The following is a 15,957-nucleotide window of genomic DNA, read 5'->3' as shown; positions in this document are numbered from 1 at the left end:
GATGCTCACCAAGCGCATCATACCCTGCCTGGACGTGACCGACGGGCGGGTGGTCAAGGGCGTCAAGTTCCAGAACCTGGAAGGTGTCGGCTATCCGCCCGACCTGGCAGTGGAATATGAGAAACAGGGGGCGGACGAGATCGTGTTCCTGGACATCACCGCCTCCTCCGATGCCCGGAAGACCCTGCTCGAGGTTGTGGAGCGGACCGCGGAGGGCCTCTTCGTCCCGCTCACCGTCGGCGGAGGGATTCGGTCCAAGGAGGACATGAGGCACGCGCTCAACGCGGGAGCGGACAAGGTGTCGGTGAACACCGCGGCCGTCCATGATCCCACGCTCATCACCGCCTGCGCTAAGGACTTCGGGAGCCAGTGCGTGGTCGTGGCCATCGACGCCAAGCGCGAGGGCCGCGGCTGGAAGGTATACACCCACGGGGGTCGGCAGCGCACCGAACTGGAGGCCGTCGACTGGGCCTACGAAATGCAGGACCGTGGCGCGGGCGAGATCCTCCTGACCAGCATGGACGCCGACGGGACCACCAACGGGTACGACATAAAGCTAACCGAGCTGGTCGCTGACAGCGTGCACATCCCGGTGATTGCCTCAGGGGGCTGCGGCAGCCCGGAGCACATCCATCAGGTCTTCGAGGAAACCAACGCCTCGGCGGCTCTGGCCGCTTCGATTTTCCATTATGGCACCTATACCGTGGGGGACGTCAAACGCTACCTCTCGGACAGGGGAGTGCAGGTAAGATGACCGCATTGAAGTTCAACGCCGACGGGCTGATTCCGGCTATCGTGCAGGACGCAGAGACCAACGAGGTGCTGATGATGGCCTGGGCCAATCAGGAATCCTACGACCTCATGCTCTCCACCGGCCGCACGCATTTCTGGTCCCGGTCCCGGCAGAAGCTGTGGATGAAGGGCGAGGAGTCCGGCCACGTGCAGGACATCGTGAGCATCCAGACCGATTGTGATAGCGACACGCTGCTGATCCGCGTGCGGCAGACGGGCAACGCCTGCCATCTGGAACGGCCGTCCTGCTTCGAGGAAGTGCTATACGGCGACCTCAGCGGCACCGCATCCATAATCCCCGAGCTGCGCAGGATCATCCGCGACCGCAAGGAGCACCCCAAGGAGGGCAGCTACACCAACCAGCTGCTGTCCAACGAGGATAAGGTGCTGAAGAAGGTGGTGGAGGAGGCGGCAGAGCTGGCCATCTCCGGCAAGGGGAAGGACCATGACGGAGAGGTCTGGGAGGCAGCGGACCTCATCTATCACCAGATGGTCCTGTTCGAGTACCTCAACCTGCCCATGAACGAGGTGTTCAGGAAGCTGTCCGACAGGCACAAGGGGGTTAAGAAATGAGGATAGACCTTCACATGCACACGCTGCAGAGCGACGGCGAACTCCTGCCTATCGAGCTGGCCAGGCGGGCCGTGGTGATGAGGCATGAGGCCATCGCGGTGACCGATCACGCGGACCCCAGCAACATCGAGCGGCTCATTAGGGAGGTCAGGAAGGATGTCCCCCTGGCCGCGGAGTGGGGATTGGACATGCTGGTCGGCGTCGAGCTCACTCATATCCCTGCCGCCAAGATGGATCAGGTGGTCAGGCAGGCCAAGAAGGCCGGGGCGGAGATCATCGTGGTGCATGGCGAGACCATCTCCGAACCGGTGGAGAAGGGTACCAACCGCGCGGCGGTAAACAACCCCGACGTTAACATCCTCGCCCATCCCGGATTCCTCACTATGGAGGACGCCCAGGCCGCGGCCGACAACGGCGTGGTGCTGGAGATCACCTCAAGGCCGTCGCACGCCCTGACCAACGGGCACGTGGTGCGCATGGCTCGCAAGGTCGATGCCAAGATGGTTGTCAACACCGACACCCACGCCCCCGGCGACCTCATCACCGAGGAGCGCGCGGTCCACGTAGCCATGGGCGCCGGGCTCACCCGTGACGAGGCGGAGCTGTGCGTCCAACGTATCCCCAAGGAGATCATACGGAGGGCACGGAAAGGATGAAGGTCCTCAAGTTCGGAGGGTCCTCGCTCAAGGACGGAGCGAGCATGATGAGCGTGGGGGAGATTATCGCCGCCGACGGTGAAGAGAAGGTCATTGTGGTATCGGCAATCCAGGGGATCACTGATTCTCTTCTTGACTTCATGTCCAAGGTACGGCGGGAGGAGGAAGTGCAGCAGTTCATTCGAACGCTGAGGGATCGCCATCTCAAGCTTCTGGCCGAGGTCGCCGGGAGCATGGACGTCAAGCAGACCGCGGTCAGCCAGCTGAGCGCCCAGCTGGTCAGGCTGGAGCGGATCCTGTACGGGATTATCTATCTGGAGGAGCTGACCCCGAGGACCAAGGATCTCGTCCAATCATTCGGGGAGCGCATGAGCGTCATCATGATGGCGGCCATGCTGCAGGAGATGGGGGTGAACGCGATACCGGTGGACGCCGACGAGCTGGGTGTCATCACCGACGGCACCTTCGGTTCGGCCACGGTGGACATCGAGGCCACCAGGAACAACATTGCTCCCCGCATCTACGAGATGTTCAAGCGCCAGGAGACCCCGGTGGTCACCGGCTTCTTCGGCAAGACCCATGATGGATTCATCACCCTGCTCGGCCGGAACGGCACGGACTACAGCGCCAGCGTCATCGCTAACGCCATAGATGCGGACAGCCTGGAGATCTGGAAAGACGTTGACGGCTTCATGTCCGCCGACCCCAAGGTCGTCCAAGAAGCGGTGCCCATCAGTCAGCTCTCCTACGAGGAGGCGGCCGAGCTGTCGTACTTCGGAGCCAAGGTATTGCACCCCCGCACCGTTGAACCGGCTAGGGCCAAGGGCATCACAATTCGGGTCAAGAACGTCTTCAAGCCCTCCTATGAGGGCACCGCCATCAACCCCAAGGGGGTGGAGGGCAACCGCACCATCAAGAGCATATCCAGCATGCCAAACATGGCCATGGTCAAGGTCTATGGGGCAGGCCTGGGCTCAAAGTCCGGGGTCATGTCAGAGATGTCGACCATGCTATCCGATGCCAGCATCAATGTATACTCCGCGGCGACCTCCCAGACCTGCGTTTCCATGCTCATCGAGGAGCGGGACCTCAAGCGCGCGGAGAAGGTGGTGGCGGAGGCGAAGAAGGGCGTGGTGGACCGCGTGGAATCGGTGCGCGACGTCGCCCTGCTGTGCCTGGTGGGTGAAGGATTGGGGCAGAAGGAGGGCATCGCCGGCAGGGTCTTCACCATCGTCGCCAGCAACGGGACGAACGTGGGCCTCATCTCCGCCGGGGCGTCCACCGTGGCTCTGACCTTCACCGTCAAGCGTAAGGACCTGGAGAGGACGACCAAGACCATCCATCACGAGTTCTTCGGCGGTTGAGCCATGAGCGGAGTAGCATTCCAGGGGGTCCAGGGGGCGTTCTCCGAAGACGCGGCGGCAGCCTTCTTCCCTGACGTGGGAACAATGCCCTGCCCGGATTTCGAGAGCGTGTTCCGGGCGGTGGAGCGGGGTGACGCCGAGTACGGCATCGTGCCGGTGGAGAACTCCCTCGAGGGGACCGTGGCCGTGGTCAACGACCTCCTGCTGGAAAACGACCTGGTGATCGTGGGCGAGGTCCTCGTGCCGGTAGTCCACTGCCTCATCGTGCATCCGGACGCGGAGCTGAAGGACATCGTTAGGGTGTACTCCCACCCCCAGGCGCTGGGGCAATGCCGCAGCTTCCTGGCCAAATATCCGCAATGGGAGAAGATCCCGGACTTCGACACCGCCGGTTCGGTGCGGGCGGTCCGGGACCGCGGGTTGAAAGGGGAAGCAGCCATCGCCTCCCGCCGGGCCGCCGAGGTGTACGGCATGAAGGTCCTGAGGGAGGGCGTCCAGAGCAGCGACGATAATTTCACGCGGTTCTTCGCCCTGCAGCGATCCTCCCGCCTCCTGGACCAGGGGGACAAGACCTCGCTGGCCTTCGCCACCCGGAACGTGCCCGGGGCACTGTATGAGGCCATGGGTTGCTTCGCCCATCAGGGGATCAACATGACCAAGGTGGAGTCCCGGCCCCGAAAGGGTAGAGCGTGGGAATACGTCTTCTTCGTGGACATCGACGGCCACGTCAACGATCCCAAGGTCGCCGATGCGCTTACCGATCTGGTGCGCCGGGCGGTGTTCGTCAAGGTTCTCGGCTCGTATCCCCGCGCCCGGCCGCTGGCCTGATCCCGTTCATTCCATCACGGCGTACCTTACATCGAGCAGGGTGGTTATCGCCCCCAACCCCGCCTCCAGCTGCAGGCGGGGGCAGGAAAAGGTCACCCTGATGGTTCCCGGTGAGCCCCAGTACCGCCCCGGACCCACCGCCACCCGGCGGTCCAGCAGCCACTCGCTGAACTCCAGGTCGTCGACCCTCGGAGGCAGTCGGAGATGGGCCATAAGGCCCCCGTCGGGCATGCGGCAGTCGACCCTGTCGTCGATCTCCAGCCACTTCGACAGCGCGGGAAGGTTCTCCTTGGCCGCCCTCAGTACGCGCTCGCGGAACCAATCCCTCCGTCGGACCGCTTCCGCAGCGTAGTAGCAGGTGATCGCCGGCAGACGGTAAGAGGTGTAGAGCCGGGCAGCCTCGACCGCCTGCGCGACCTCCGGGGGGCCGATCAGCCAGCCGACCCTAAGGCCCCGCAGACCGTTCAGCTTGGTGACGCTGGACACTGAGACGGCATTCTCCCCCAGCTGATACGCTCCCTTGGGTACCGGCCCATAGGCCATCTCCCGGTACACCTCGTCGCTGAGCACCATCGCCCTCCGGCGGCCGGCCCGTTCCACGATCTCAGCCATCCGGTCGGTGGACAGCAGCGTTCCCGAGGGATTGTGAAGGTTGGTCAAGGCGACCACCCTGGCCCCCTGTGCCAGGAGGGTGTCGAGCTGCTCCTCCCGGGGAAGGTACGCGGCCGTCGGCAGTCGGTCGAGGGTCCGAACCTGGCAGACCGACTCCGCCTGGCGGCGGATGGGCATGAAGGTCGGGTTCTCCACCGCAGCCAGGTCCCCCGGCCGCAGCTGGGTCAGGAAGAACAGAAAGGTGGCGTGCTGGGCGCCCTGGGTCAGGGCGATCATGTCGCTATCCACGCCGTAGGTGCGGGCCAGTTCATCCTTGAGACGGGCTTCGGCGTCCGCCTCGTCGTTGGACGGGAAGTAAGATATCTCTTTCCATCCCGAGTCCCAGAACGGCGGGGGAGCCCCGCTGCTATCCATGGAGATGGCCGCCTGCCGGTCCCGGCAATGCAGCGCCCACTCCTCAAGAGGATCCTTCAAAAACGGCGTCATCTTCCCCTGATGATCTCCCCCAGGGTGCGGAACTCTCCCGCCCAGTATATAAGCGCCCGCTCCCTGTCATAGTTATCTACTGTCTGCGCGCACACCACCTCGCCGATGAACCAGGTGTGGTCGCCGGTATCGAAGACCTGGACCTTGCGGCATTCGAGGTTGACGATGCATTCCTCGATCACCGGGGACTCGATCTTCCTCCCCGGCGTGGGGGTGAGACCGGTCTCCTCGAACTTGTCGACTTCCTTTCCGGACCTCTCGCCGCAGAAGATGACCTCCTCCACCAGCTCCTTGCTCGGTATATTGATGCTGAAGTCCGGCGACCGGTGGAGCAGCTCGTGGCTGTACCGTGAAGGCATGACCCCGATGCCGACGAGGGGAGGATTGAACGAGAAGACGTGTACGAGAGCCAAGGTGATTATGTTCCTCTCCTCCCTGCCCACGACCGCCAGGACTACAGGGAAGGCGGGAAAGGCCCTGATCCCCCGCACAGGGTTCATCTCGGTCTTTACGGTCATGCTATCGCCAGGATGATGGAACCGAATAAAAAAGGCTTGTATCCTTCCTTCGTCGGCGTGGAGCACGGTTTATCTATCCGTTCAGTTATCGACGGCCTATGGCACCGCTCATCGGCATCATCGGCGGAACTGGGGTCTACGACCCGAAGATGTTCGACATCAAGGACCGAGTGTTAATGTCCACCCCCTACGGGGCGCCGTCCGACGCCATCCTGGTCGGGGAGCTCAGCGGGGTGGAGGTCGCGTTCCTGTCCCGCCATGGCAGCGGCCACACCCTGCCGCCGCACATGGTCAACTACCGCGCCAACATCTGGGCACTAAAGCAACTGGGAGTGCAGCGGGTGATCTCGCCCTGCGCGGTCGGCTCCCTCAAGGAGGACTATAAGCCGGGAGACCTGGTCATTGTCGATCAGTTCATCGACCAGACCAAGGGCCGGCGATACACCTTCTACGACGGCGCGAGGACCGTGCACATCTCCCTGGCCGACCCGTTCTGCGAGGAGATGAACGCTCTCTTCGCCAGGGAGGCAAAGCACCTTGAGATCCCTCACCACGTCGGCGGAACATACGTCTGCATCGAGGGGCCACGGTTCTCCACCCGGGCGGAGTCGAGGATGTACCGCCAGTTCGCCGACATCATAGGCATGACCGTGGTGCCCGAGTGCCAGCTGGCCAGGGAGATGGACATGTGCTACACCTCTCTCGCCACCATCACCGACTATGATGTCTGGGCCGAGGAGCCGGTGGACCTGCCCACCGTGCTCAGGGTGATGGAGGAGAACGTGGAGAAGGTGCAGAGGCTCATGGCCGCGGCCCTGCCCAAGATCCCGGTCGAAAGGACCAAGTGCGCCTGTTCCCGCACGCTGAAGGACGCCGGCTTCTGAGCGTCCGGGGTCCTCTAACCCAACGATTTGCGGTACGCGGCGGCGTCCATCAGGGCGTCCGCCGCGGCAGGATCGTCCAACTTGATGACCGCCAGCCAGCCGTCGTCGTAAGGCGACTCGTTGATCAGCTGGGTCTGGTCCTCGAGAGGGGAGTTGACCTCGATCACCTCGCCGCTGAGCGGGGCGTAGACCGAGGCTACGGTCTTCACGCTCTCCAGCTGGGCCAGGACATCGCCCTTCTTTATCTTCTTGCCCGGCTTGGGAAGCTCAATGAACACGATCTCCGTGAGCTCAGCTTGAGCGTGGTCGGTGATGCCCACCCTAGCCTTCCCGTCCTCCACGCTAACCCATTCATGATCGGTTGTGTACCTTAATCCATCCTTGACGACGCTCGTGTCCGCCATCTCTATACCTCGACGGGTCCATCTGAAACTGGATTTAAATTGATTGCCCGAAAACCTCTATATAATCCCCCGCCATTGGAATGCGAGCATGAGGATTGTCGTCCATGGCATAGTCCAGGGAGTGGGTTTCCGACCCACCGTATATCGCATCGCCACCTCCATGGGCCTGCGGGGCTACGTCCAGAATAACGGTTCCAATGTCGTGATCATGGTGGACCGGCAGGCCGAGGAGTTCGTCCGCCGACTGAAGGACGAGCTGCCCCCGCTGGCCCGCATCGATGCGGTCGAGATGATACCTTCCGACGAGGCATGCGGCCCCACCTTCCGCATCGTGGCTAGCGAGGCGGGGCAGCGAGGGGTAGGCATACCGAACGATACTGCGGTCTGCGACGCCTGCCTCAAGGAGATGTTCGATCCTTCCGACCGTCGGTACCTGTACCCGTTTACCAACTGCACGAACTGCGGGGCGAGGTTCACAGTCATCATCGATCTTCCTTACGACAGGGAGAAAACATCCATGCGCGACTTCCCCATGGACCCGGACTGCCGCAACGAGTACGACGACCCTCGGGCCCGTAGGTTCCATCATCAGACGATCTCCTGTCCTCACTGCGGCCCCTCCTACTACCTTTTGGACGGGCAGGGCAAGGTACGGGAGAGCAAGGACCCCATCAAGGACTTCGCCCAGATGCTGGAGAGCGGCCACATCGGGGTAGCCAAAAGCTGGGGCGGAATGCACCTCTGCACGACCCTGTCCACACTCCCCAGGCTGAGGGAGTGGTACCACCGAAAGGAGAAGCCGTTCGCCATCATGGTTCGAGATATGGAAGCGGCCAGGCGGTACGGGGCTCCCACCGAATCCGAGGAGAAGCATCTGACCTCCTCTCATCGTCCAGTGGTCCTGGTGCGCAAGCGCCCGGGCCAGGTCACCGAGCTCATCTCCCCCGGCCTGAGCACCATCGGCCTCTTCCTTCCGTACGCCGGCATGCACCACCTGCTGTTCCGCCATCTCAAGGACGACGCCTTGGTCATGACCTCGGCCAATGTCCCCGGAGAGCCAATGGTCCTCCGGGACACTGACGCCCTGGAGCTGGGAGCGGATGTCTACCTCATGCACGATCGGGAGATCATCAACCGTTGCGATGATTCCGTCCTCCGGACCTATGGGGAGCATACTTACTTCATCCGCCGGTCCAGGGGGCACATCCCTTCATCCATTGACATCTCCCTCAAGGGTAGCGCCATCGGACTGGGGGCCCAGGAGAATCTTTGCGGGGCGGTGGCCAAGGACGGACGGATGTTCGCAACCCAGTACATCGGGGACGGCGATTCCCTGGGGGTCATCGCCTTCCTGGACGGGGCGGTCCAGCATCTCCGGGAGATGCTGGGGGTAGACAAGGTGCAGGCGGTGGCGGTGGACCTGCACCCCGGTTACGCCAACCGCAAGCTCGGGATCGGCCTGGCCCGCCGGGAAAGGGCCGAGCTGGTGGAGGTCCAGCACCACTGGGCCCACACCGCCGCGCTCATGGTGGACGCTGGAGAGGAGGAGATGGTCGCCCTGACCCTGGACGGCACCGGCTATGGCGACGACGGAGAGGCATGGGGCGGAGAGGTCCTCCGGGCGGACCTGACCTCCTACGACCGAGTGGCCCACCTGCAACCCATCCCCCTCCTGGGCGGGGAGAAGGCGGTCCGCGATCCCCGACGGCTGGTGTTCGCCATGGATGAGCTGGCCGGGCGCCCAGGTGAATATTTCAAGGACGGGGAGGCCGCGGTGCTGCGCAAGATCATCGGCGCCAGCCCTACGACCACCGGCTTCGGCCGCCTGCTGGACGCGCTGTCCTGCCATTTCGAGGTCTGCCAAAAGCGCACCTACGACGGGGAGCCGGCGATGAAGCTGGAAGCAGTGCTGGAAAGAGGGTCTGTGCTCCCGGGGCTGGTAGCAGAGCGGAGGAACGGTACGGTCATGACCATACCCCTGTTCCAGCAGCTGAGGGAGATGAAGGGGGCCCGAGAGGACCTAGCTCTGACCTACGTGGCGGCGGTCCTGGAATCGCTGGTGGAAGCAGCGACGGAGGAGGCTTCCCGGCGGGGGCTGGACGCCATAGGTCTCACCGGTGGAGTGTCCTACAACGGCGTCATCTCATCCCTGACCGAGCGCATGGTGAGGTCCAGAGGGCTGCGCTTCATCTGCCCAGACCGGCTGCCCAACGGGGACGGAGGGATCTCCAGCGGGCAGTGCGCCATCGCTCTTCGCCGTGTCGCCTGAGAGGGTCGGGCAAACGTGAAGATAGTGTAAAAAACGAAGATTACAGGTCGAAAAAGCGACCTGTGGGAAAATTTTAAGGAGAAAGGGTTTCGAGGTCACCGAACGCCGTCGACGAGCAGAGGCAGGGGCTTGTCGAACCACTTGTGCGAACCGATGTCCTTGACGCTCTTGCCCAGGCAGGCACCTTCCTTGGGAGAGGGAGCGATAGCCCACTTGGCGTCCTCGCGCTGCAGCCACAGGGTCGCGCCGGGGAAGCCCTTCTCGGGCACCCACCTCTCGGAGATGACCCGCTCGTCTTCTTCGTCCTGGTACTCCGCAAGGAGATTGGCAACCGTGTTCACGGCCTCGTTCACGTCCTTGTGGTCTTCCTGCACCGTCTGGAGGTCCAGAAGGAACTCGTAGAGCTGCCGAAGGCGAACGCCGTCCTGGACCCGGTAGGGGCCACGGCGGATGTCTTCGAGCAGGGTCTGTGCTGAGTTGCCCATGGCCTGGTACTTCTTGGCCAGAGCAAGGAACTCATCAAAGGTCATGTTCATGCTTTGTCCATCCCTTATCATATTCGCGCCCTGATTTCAGCTACATTCTTTAACTACGTTCTCCCCTGGTTATCAATAACGAGAGCTACGATTACCTCGTGCCAAACTATGAATAACATAAGAATTTTAATTTTATTTAATGAAAATAAATATCTGACCGGAGACCGCATTTCTGGGGGTCGGTGGGGCGGAAGTTTCTATAAACGTGACAAGGGGATACGCCGCCCTGCCGACCCTTACCAGTGGTCTCCGGATTATTTCTGGCGGACAGGAGTGCAGGCGCCCTCGGCGTCCTTGTCCTCCGGCGCGGTGATCAACGTCTTACCCATAGTCCTCCTGACCAGGCGCCCTTCCTCATCGTAATAGGAGGTCACCACCCTGGAGGCATGGGAAGGATCAGAGATCTTGCGACCGAGGGGATCGAACATCTCGACGACCTTCCTCAGTTCCTCTCCTTCCGCCAATCCGTATCCCTTGTCGGCTCCCGGTTATGGCCTGAGGCATATAAAACAACTTGGTCAGGGACCTATCGCAGGACATCCATGAGCACCCTGGCACTGCTCCGCTCGGCGTCTCGGGCGGCGAATACCAGGGTCACCGTGCCCGATGCCGCAAGATTCCTCAATCGCTCCACGGACGGGTTCTCCTTCAACTCCTCGAGGTACCGCTCGCGGAAGGCTTCCCATCTTGCTGGATCGTGCCCATACCACCTCCTCAGTTCGGCGGAGGGGGCGACCTCCCGGCACCAAATATCCACGGCCGCCCGCTCCTTGTTTAGGCCACGGGGCCAAAGCCTCTCCACCAAGACCCGAACGCCGTCGTCGCTGGAAGGAGCCTCGTATGCTCTTTTCATCTGGAGCATGAGTGAGAAACCGATACCCGACATTATCATCGTTTCGATTGCCGTAATATTCCTGCGACCTTCGCCGCAATAAGTTGACTGCAATTGAGGAAAGTATATTAGCCAGACGTAATATCAGGGACTCCATCGGAGAGTAGGAGAAAGGACGATAATGAACACCCTAGTCATTCTTCTGGACGGAGCGGCCGACGAAAAGATACCTGAGCTCAACGGCCGGACACCACTGGAAGCGCTTGACAAGCGGTTCATTGATAGCGTAGCCACCACCGGTGATTTCGGGACCACCGACGGGCGAAGCTATACTCATCTATTCCTCCTCGAGTTCTTCTCCGGTCAGCCGTTGCAGACCCCTCGTGGCCTGGTGGAGGCGGTCGGCCTAGGTGTCCCGGTCGAGGCGCACCAGGTGGCTTACCGGTTCTCTCCGGTCCGCATGAAAGGCGGGGACGTGGAGTGGGTGTACAGGGTGTCCCGAGAGATGGATAAGGGACTCCAGGACGCCATGGTCAGAAACCTCGATGTTCTCGGGGACCTCAACCCTAAGCTTTACTTCTACGAGGATGGCCGGGGAGTAATGACCGTGGACAGCGATCATGTCCAGCAGTTCCCCCTCCCGCCGGCTCCGGTGAACGGTAACGGGGTGGACCTCGGAGAGTTCGAAAAATTCATAACTCGCACGGCCAAGGACCAGGATGGACTGACCATCCTGCCTTGGGGCGGGGGAACGCTCAACGACACTAACCGGCCCAAGCCGCTGCCGTCGGCCAAGGACATGGTCATCATATCCAAGAGCCCGTCCGCGCTGGGCGTGGCCGGTGTACTCAACATGCGCCGCAGGGTGGTGGATAACATGTGGAGCGGTTTCCAGGAGGCTTTCCGCCTGCTGAAGACGTCCGATGTGTTCATGCACGTCGAGGAGACGGACGATATTTCCCATCGGCTCGCACCCGATCAGAAGGTGTCCCTGCTCAGAGAGGTCGACGACCTGCTTATGGAGAACTTCGACCGCATGGTTGGGAGCAGGGTGGCGTTCGTGGTCGACCACGGCACCTCCTCGCTATCGGGCCAACACCTGCGCATGAACGTTCCATACGCCGCAGGCGAGGTTGGGAAGGCGAGCCGCCGGACGGTCCGATTCTGCGAGATCGCGGATAAGCATCGCCCGCTGGGCAGCCTGATGGATGCAATCCTCGACCACTGAACCGCGCCGAGCCATGCGAGGCTCTGGACCATCCCATCAGTAGTTATACTCCAAGAGCATTCGACATGGTTTTATAGGGTCAAGGCATACAGTTGGATGAATAATCCAACTAGCTTATCATGGAGTTGTCGAAATGTCGTTCAAGGTGCCAGAGGACATAACCTTATGCTTGGAGGATGAGCTGGCCAGGAAGTTCCTGGAAAAGATCTGGGGGAAACAGCCGACCTATGCCTGCGTTATAGGCAATACCGAGACGGCCAAGATCCCGGGGCTCTCCGCCGCAGGTGCCAACCCCGAGGCCACCGACTTCACCCCGGCCGCGGATATGGAGCTTCTCTTCTACGGCAAGTGCAAGTGCATCGACGGCGTCCCCGTCACCCCGGACGGTATCCCGACGCCAGGCATCGTGGCCATGTCCGCTCTGAAGCTTGCCCCCATGCCCCTGTTCGTGGTCAACGGTGGACTGAGGGTCAAACCCCACGTCCCCTACTTCGAACTCGACGGGACGCCGGGCGAGGATATCCGGACCGGCCGATCGGTCAAGGACCCTGAGAAGGTATTCGACCGCGCGGTGCTGGCCGGAAAGAACCTGGCCAAGGTAAGTGATTACCTGGTCATAGGTGAGTCCATCCCCGGAGGCACCACCACCGCCCTGGGCGTGCTCACCGCCCTGGGCTACGACGCCAACGGGAAGGTGTCCAGCACCCTGCCCTCCAACCCTCATGACCTGAAGATAAAGGTAGTAGAGGAGGGCCTGAAGGCCAGCGGGATGAGGCGAGAGTCGTTCAAGAAGGACCCCATGGCCGCCATCGAGGCGGTTGGAGACCCCATGATGGCCGCCGCGGCCGGTCTGGCTATCGGCGCAGCGGAAACGGTGCCCGTTCTCCTCGCCGGCGGCACCCAGATGGCTGCCGTGCTGGCGGTGGTCAAGGGGATGGACTACTCCATGCTCAGCAACATCGCCATAGGGACGACGAGGTGGATCGTCAAGGACGGTTCCTCCGACCTTCGCTCCCTGGTATCCCAGATCGGCAAGGTGCCGGTGCTGGCGGCGAACCTCAACTTCTCCATGTCCCGCTACGACGGACTGAAGATCTACGAGACCGGCCTGGTCAAGGAAGGTGTCGGCGCCGGAGGTTCTTCCATCGCGGCCATAGCCCGGAGCGAAGGCAAGATCACCGCCCGTACCATTCTGGACGAGATCGAGAAGAACTACGCCCGCCTGGTCTCCCGGCGGTGAGGTCCGCCGATCCCAGGGGCGGATCGCATTTACATTTCGGTCCGTCCCGACCTCTTACTTTTGCAAGGATCGGCCATGCGCCTCAGCGACGGTGAGGGCGGCCATCCGATGGGGGCGTCTCGGCAATCGAGGCAGCAACGTCGGGCACCACTGCCTCGATGGGATTAAATAACGTATTTTGCCCAATCTTCCTAGCGAGGTGAGTTCACCCCTCCACGTGGTCCACGGCCATTACCCGGGACCAAGGGAGGAATGGGGGATATGAAATGAGCGCGACGACAACGGAGACTACCGCTGAGACGATGGAGATCCCCGCTAAGCTGGTCCTTGACCGAAAGCATCTCTTGCAGGGCGAGAAGGTCGTCTGGGAGAGCAGACCGGCGTGGATCATCGTGATGTTGAGACCCCTGCTGATGATGATCGTGGCCGTCATATTCGCAGCTGTGGTGCTGACCTACAACGGCAGCCTGGTGAATCTGGTGGCCGCCCTAATCCTGGCCGCCCTGCTGACCCCGCTCGATCGGCGCTTCGGGATCCCGGCAGCCATCGCCGGGGTGGCCGTCGCCATACTGGTGTCCCTCGATAGGTCCCTGGCCGCCCTGGTGTTCATCCCTCTGGTGCTGGGGCTGATCCCGCTGTTGACGACCTATATGTACTGGAAGCATACCGCCTTTGCCATCACCGACCGTCGGATCATCAGCCAGTATGGGTTCCTCAGCCTGCTGTACAACGACACGGGCCTCGATCGGGTCCAGAATATCTCACTATCCCAGCCCATGCTGGACCGGCTGTTCGGGTTCGGTGACATCGCCATAGTCACCTCGGGAGAGCTGGGCCACGCCGTGCGACGGCAGCCGGGCATTAGGTTCCACTCCAGCGGCGGAGTGGTTTGGGAGAACGTACCCAAACCCTTCGACGTGCAGCGGATGCTTTCGGGATACGTGTACCAGCCGATGACCCCTCGCCCATCGTGAGATGGGATCGAACGGGCCGCGGCCGAATGGGACGAACAACCCTGGTCCGGCAGGAAGCGATCGCAGGTCGTCGTCCGCCACCTCATGCTGCCCAGGCCCTTGGGCGCTGGACCCCCCGGACCGAGCCGGCTCGCTGAGCGATCTTTCGATTCCAGTATCGTCCGGAACACTCGGCCGAGGATTGCTTCCGAGCGGGGAGGAGCCCACGCTCCAACGCTTGGCGGCCGGCGAAGCTCCCTCTCGGCGAGGTCGCCACGTAGGGGCATATTTATTTTCCACCATCTCCAAATGATACATGATCCGATCATGCCCATCGACCCGGAGCAGTTCGTCCTTCTCCTGATCATAATATTCGACATGATGGCAGTTCTCTACATCGTCTTCTTTGAGCGGAGGAACCCGAGCAACGCGACGGTCTGGGTCCTGGTCCTTGTCCTCCTGCCATTCATAGGCTTCGTCTCCTATCTCGTGTTCGGGCAGCATTATTTCAAACAGAAGAGGTTTGCCATCAAGGCCCAGAAGGACCTGGAGCGGATACGCCAGCTCATCAGGGAACAGAAGACGGTCATCGGCCGGGCTAGGAAGGAAGAGGTGGACGGAGGTGCCGCCTTCCTGCAGCTTGTCGACATGCTGCTGGCCAACAACGGCGCGGTCTACCTGAGGGGGAACGAGGTCAGGTCGTTCGTCACCGGACGGGACAAGTTCGATGCCCTCCTTCAGGCCATCCAGAGGGCCAAGCATCATGTTCATATGGAATATTACATCATCAGGGACGACGAGCTCGGCCGCCAGATCGTCTCCGCCCTCACCGCCAAGGCCAGAGAGGGAGTAGAGGTACGGCTCCTCTACGACGTCCTGGGCAATGACATCCCCAAAGAGGGATACCGGGAACTCATCGAGGCCGGCGGTAAGGTATCGCCGTTCTACAAGACCCTGCTGCCGCCCTCCATTTCCCTGCGGGTTAATTACCACAATCATCGCAAGATCGCGGTCATTGACGGCACGATCGGTTTCGTGGGCGGGTTCAACATCGGGGACGAGTACCTGGGCAAAGGCCCGCTGGGGTTCTGGAGGGATACCGCGGTGGAGATAAGGGGGGAGGGCGCCATGGCCCTGCAGTTCCGCTTCCTCCTCGATTGGCGGTATGCCACCAAGGAGGAGTTGCCCATCGACAGCCCCTACTTCCCGGAGGCGCCAGAGCAGGGCGGGGCCACGGTCCAGATCGTCAGCGGGGGGCCGGATAGCGTGTGGAACCCTATCAAGGAGGAGTACCTCAAGCTCATCACCATCGCCAAGAGGCACATCTATCTCCAGACACCATATTTCATTCCTGACCAGAGCGTACTCGATGCCCTTCGAATAGCAGCGATGTCAGGGGTCGATGTCCGCATCATGTTCCCCTGCAAGCCTGACCACCCCTTCGTGTACTGGGCCTCATACTCGTATGTGGCCGATCTGCTGGACGCTGGGGTCCGGGCGTTCGCTTACAATAATGGGTTCATTCACGCCAAGACCGCCACGGTCGACGATGTCGTCTCCTCCATCGGCACGGCCAACTGGGATATCCGCAGCTTCAGGCTGAACTTCGAGACCAACGCGGTGATCTACGATCCAGAGTTCGCCGTCCGGCAAAGGCAGCATTTCGAGGACGACCTGATGTTATCGACCGAAGTGACTGCGGAGAGGTACCGTAAAAGATCGCTGATCATCAGGCTCAAGGAGGGCATTTCCCGGCTGTTCTCGTCGGTGCTGTAAGATCTA

Annotated in this window: 17 protein-coding genes; 11 read left to right on the top strand and 6 right to left on the bottom strand. The window is 61.7% G+C overall.

Annotated elements, in window-relative coordinates:
* Position 1: 1 nt before the first annotated feature.
* The 5 genes from hisF to pheA are packed head-to-tail and all read left to right on the top strand — an operon-like array spanning position 2 to position 4,213.
* Positions 2 to 754, top strand: coding sequence for an imidazole glycerol phosphate synthase subunit HisF (gene hisF / locus SA339_07685; protein MDW5563092.1), 753 nt, complete (start codon positions 2 to 4; stop codon positions 752 to 754).
* Positions 751 to 1,365: a bifunctional phosphoribosyl-AMP cyclohydrolase/phosphoribosyl-ATP diphosphatase HisIE gene (hisIE, locus tag SA339_07680; GenBank protein MDW5563091.1), complete on the top strand. Its 615-nt coding sequence runs from the start codon at positions 751 to 753 to the stop codon at positions 1,363 to 1,365. The genes hisF and hisIE overlap by 4 nt, the downstream gene beginning before the upstream one ends.
* Positions 1,362 to 2,021, top strand: a complete 660-nt coding sequence (locus SA339_07675; GenBank protein ID MDW5563090.1) for a histidinol phosphate phosphatase domain-containing protein — start codon at positions 1,362 to 1,364, stop codon at positions 2,019 to 2,021. The genes hisIE and SA339_07675 overlap by 4 nt, the downstream gene beginning before the upstream one ends.
* On the top strand, positions 2,018 to 3,385 hold the full coding sequence (locus tag SA339_07670; GenBank protein MDW5563089.1) for an aspartate kinase: 1,368 nt from the start codon (positions 2,018 to 2,020) through the stop codon (positions 3,383 to 3,385). Before SA339_07675 ends, SA339_07670 begins: the two co-directional genes overlap by 4 nt.
* A 3-nt stretch (positions 3,386 to 3,388) precedes the next feature.
* Positions 3,389 to 4,213: a prephenate dehydratase gene (gene pheA, locus SA339_07665; GenBank protein ID MDW5563088.1), complete on the top strand. Its 825-nt coding sequence runs from the start codon at positions 3,389 to 3,391 to the stop codon at positions 4,211 to 4,213.
* A 6-nt stretch (positions 4,214 to 4,219) separates the two neighbouring features.
* On the opposite strand, the gene SA339_07660 is transcribed toward pheA, so the two are convergent.
* Positions 4,220 to 5,299: a pyridoxal phosphate-dependent aminotransferase gene (locus tag SA339_07660; protein MDW5563087.1), complete on the bottom strand. Its 1,080-nt coding sequence runs from the start codon at positions 5,297 to 5,299 to the stop codon at positions 4,220 to 4,222.
* An 8-nt stretch (positions 5,300 to 5,307) separates the two neighbouring features.
* The gene (locus SA339_07655; GenBank protein ID MDW5563086.1) at positions 5,308 to 5,829 is read right to left on the bottom strand and encodes a flavin reductase family protein; all 522 of its coding nucleotides are present in this window, start codon (positions 5,827 to 5,829) and stop codon (positions 5,308 to 5,310) included.
* Between the two features lie 98 nt (positions 5,830 to 5,927).
* Between SA339_07655 and SA339_07650 the strand changes: the two genes are divergently transcribed.
* A complete protein-coding gene (locus SA339_07650; GenBank protein ID MDW5563085.1) occupies positions 5,928 to 6,713 on the top strand; it encodes an S-methyl-5'-thioadenosine phosphorylase in 786 nt (261 codons plus the stop codon).
* Between the two features lie 14 nt (positions 6,714 to 6,727).
* Here the strand turns inward: SA339_07650 and gcvH are convergent, their stop codons facing one another.
* Positions 6,728 to 7,117 carry a glycine cleavage system protein GcvH gene (gene gcvH, locus SA339_07645; GenBank protein ID MDW5563084.1) on the bottom strand — a complete coding sequence of 130 codons (390 nt, stop codon included), beginning with the start codon at positions 7,115 to 7,117 and terminating at the stop codon, positions 6,728 to 6,730.
* Positions 7,118 to 7,205: 88 nt separating this feature from the next.
* Between gcvH and hypF the strand changes: the two genes are divergently transcribed.
* Entirely contained in the window at positions 7,206 to 9,386 is a 2,181-nt protein-coding gene (gene hypF, locus SA339_07640) for a carbamoyltransferase HypF (protein ID MDW5563083.1), read from the top strand.
* Between the two features lie 95 nt (positions 9,387 to 9,481).
* Here the strand turns inward: hypF and SA339_07635 are convergent, their stop codons facing one another.
* The 3 genes from SA339_07635 to SA339_07625 form a co-directional block, all read right to left on the bottom strand.
* On the bottom strand, positions 9,482 to 9,922 hold the full coding sequence (locus tag SA339_07635; GenBank protein MDW5563082.1) for a hypothetical protein: 441 nt from the start codon (positions 9,920 to 9,922) through the stop codon (positions 9,482 to 9,484).
* Positions 9,923 to 10,176: 254 nt separating this feature from the next.
* Positions 10,177 to 10,386: a hypothetical protein gene (locus SA339_07630; GenBank protein MDW5563081.1), complete on the bottom strand. Its 210-nt coding sequence runs from the start codon at positions 10,384 to 10,386 to the stop codon at positions 10,177 to 10,179.
* A 62-nt stretch (positions 10,387 to 10,448) separates the two neighbouring features.
* Complete coding sequence (locus SA339_07625) at positions 10,449 to 10,775, bottom strand: DUF488 family protein (protein ID MDW5563080.1); 327 nt, start codon at positions 10,773 to 10,775, stop codon at positions 10,449 to 10,451.
* Between the two features lie 160 nt (positions 10,776 to 10,935).
* Between SA339_07625 and SA339_07620 the strand changes: the two genes are divergently transcribed.
* The 4 genes from SA339_07620 (at position 10,936) to cls (ending at position 15,951) form a co-directional block, all read left to right on the top strand.
* Positions 10,936 to 11,982, top strand: coding sequence for a hypothetical protein (locus SA339_07620; GenBank protein MDW5563079.1), 1,047 nt, complete (start codon positions 10,936 to 10,938; stop codon positions 11,980 to 11,982).
* A gap of 133 nt (positions 11,983 to 12,115) precedes the next feature.
* A complete protein-coding gene (locus tag SA339_07615; GenBank protein ID MDW5563078.1) occupies positions 12,116 to 13,222 on the top strand; it encodes a TIGR00303 family protein in 1,107 nt (368 codons plus the stop codon).
* A gap of 266 nt (positions 13,223 to 13,488) precedes the next feature.
* The gene (locus SA339_07610; protein ID MDW5563077.1) at positions 13,489 to 14,196 is read left to right on the top strand and encodes a PH domain-containing protein; all 708 of its coding nucleotides are present in this window, start codon (positions 13,489 to 13,491) and stop codon (positions 14,194 to 14,196) included.
* A 306-nt stretch (positions 14,197 to 14,502) separates the two neighbouring features.
* Positions 14,503 to 15,951 carry a cardiolipin synthase gene (gene cls / locus SA339_07605; GenBank protein ID MDW5563076.1) on the top strand — a complete coding sequence of 483 codons (1,449 nt, stop codon included), beginning with the start codon at positions 14,503 to 14,505 and terminating at the stop codon, positions 15,949 to 15,951.
* Positions 15,952 to 15,957 lie beyond the last annotated feature (6 nt).

Source organism: Methanomassiliicoccus sp., assembly GCA_033485155.1.
Lineage (GTDB): Archaea > Thermoplasmatota > Thermoplasmata > Methanomassiliicoccales > Methanomassiliicoccaceae > UBA6.
This window is presented reverse-complemented; position numbering and strand designations above follow the sequence as displayed.

What these genes read in the sequence shown, in the direction of transcription:
- SA339_07615 (MDW5563078.1), top strand. Translation starts at nt 12,116, where the DNA reads ATGTCGTTCAAGGTGCCAGAGGACATAACCTTATGCTTGGAGGATGAG.
- hypF (MDW5563083.1), top strand. Translation starts at nt 7,206, where the DNA reads ATGAGGATTGTCGTCCATGGCATAGTCCAGGGAGTGGGTTTCCGACCC.
- hisF (MDW5563092.1), top strand. Translation starts at nt 2, where the DNA reads ATGCTCACCAAGCGCATCATACCCTGCCTGGACGTGACCGACGGGCGG.
- SA339_07650 (MDW5563085.1), top strand. Translation starts at nt 5,928, where the DNA reads ATGGCACCGCTCATCGGCATCATCGGCGGAACTGGGGTCTACGACCCG.
- SA339_07655 (MDW5563086.1), bottom strand. Translation starts at nt 5,829, where the DNA reads ATGACCGTAAAGACCGAGATGAACCCTGTGCGGGGGATCAGGGCCTTT.
- SA339_07635 (MDW5563082.1), bottom strand. Translation starts at nt 9,922, where the DNA reads ATGAACATGACCTTTGATGAGTTCCTTGCTCTGGCCAAGAAGTACCAG.
- SA339_07625 (MDW5563080.1), bottom strand. Translation starts at nt 10,775, where the DNA reads ATGAAAAGAGCATACGAGGCTCCTTCCAGCGACGACGGCGTTCGGGTC.
- gcvH (MDW5563084.1), bottom strand. Translation starts at nt 7,117, where the DNA reads ATGGCGGACACGAGCGTCGTCAAGGATGGATTAAGGTACACAACCGAT.
- SA339_07670 (MDW5563089.1), top strand. Translation starts at nt 2,018, where the DNA reads ATGAAGGTCCTCAAGTTCGGAGGGTCCTCGCTCAAGGACGGAGCGAGC.
- SA339_07620 (MDW5563079.1), top strand. Translation starts at nt 10,936, where the DNA reads ATGAACACCCTAGTCATTCTTCTGGACGGAGCGGCCGACGAAAAGATA.
- hisIE (MDW5563091.1), top strand. Translation starts at nt 751, where the DNA reads ATGACCGCATTGAAGTTCAACGCCGACGGGCTGATTCCGGCTATCGTG.
- SA339_07675 (MDW5563090.1), top strand. Translation starts at nt 1,362, where the DNA reads ATGAGGATAGACCTTCACATGCACACGCTGCAGAGCGACGGCGAACTC.
- SA339_07610 (MDW5563077.1), top strand. Translation starts at nt 13,489, where the DNA reads ATGAGCGCGACGACAACGGAGACTACCGCTGAGACGATGGAGATCCCC.
- cls (MDW5563076.1), top strand. Translation starts at nt 14,503, where the DNA reads ATGCCCATCGACCCGGAGCAGTTCGTCCTTCTCCTGATCATAATATTC.
- pheA (MDW5563088.1), top strand. Translation starts at nt 3,389, where the DNA reads ATGAGCGGAGTAGCATTCCAGGGGGTCCAGGGGGCGTTCTCCGAAGAC.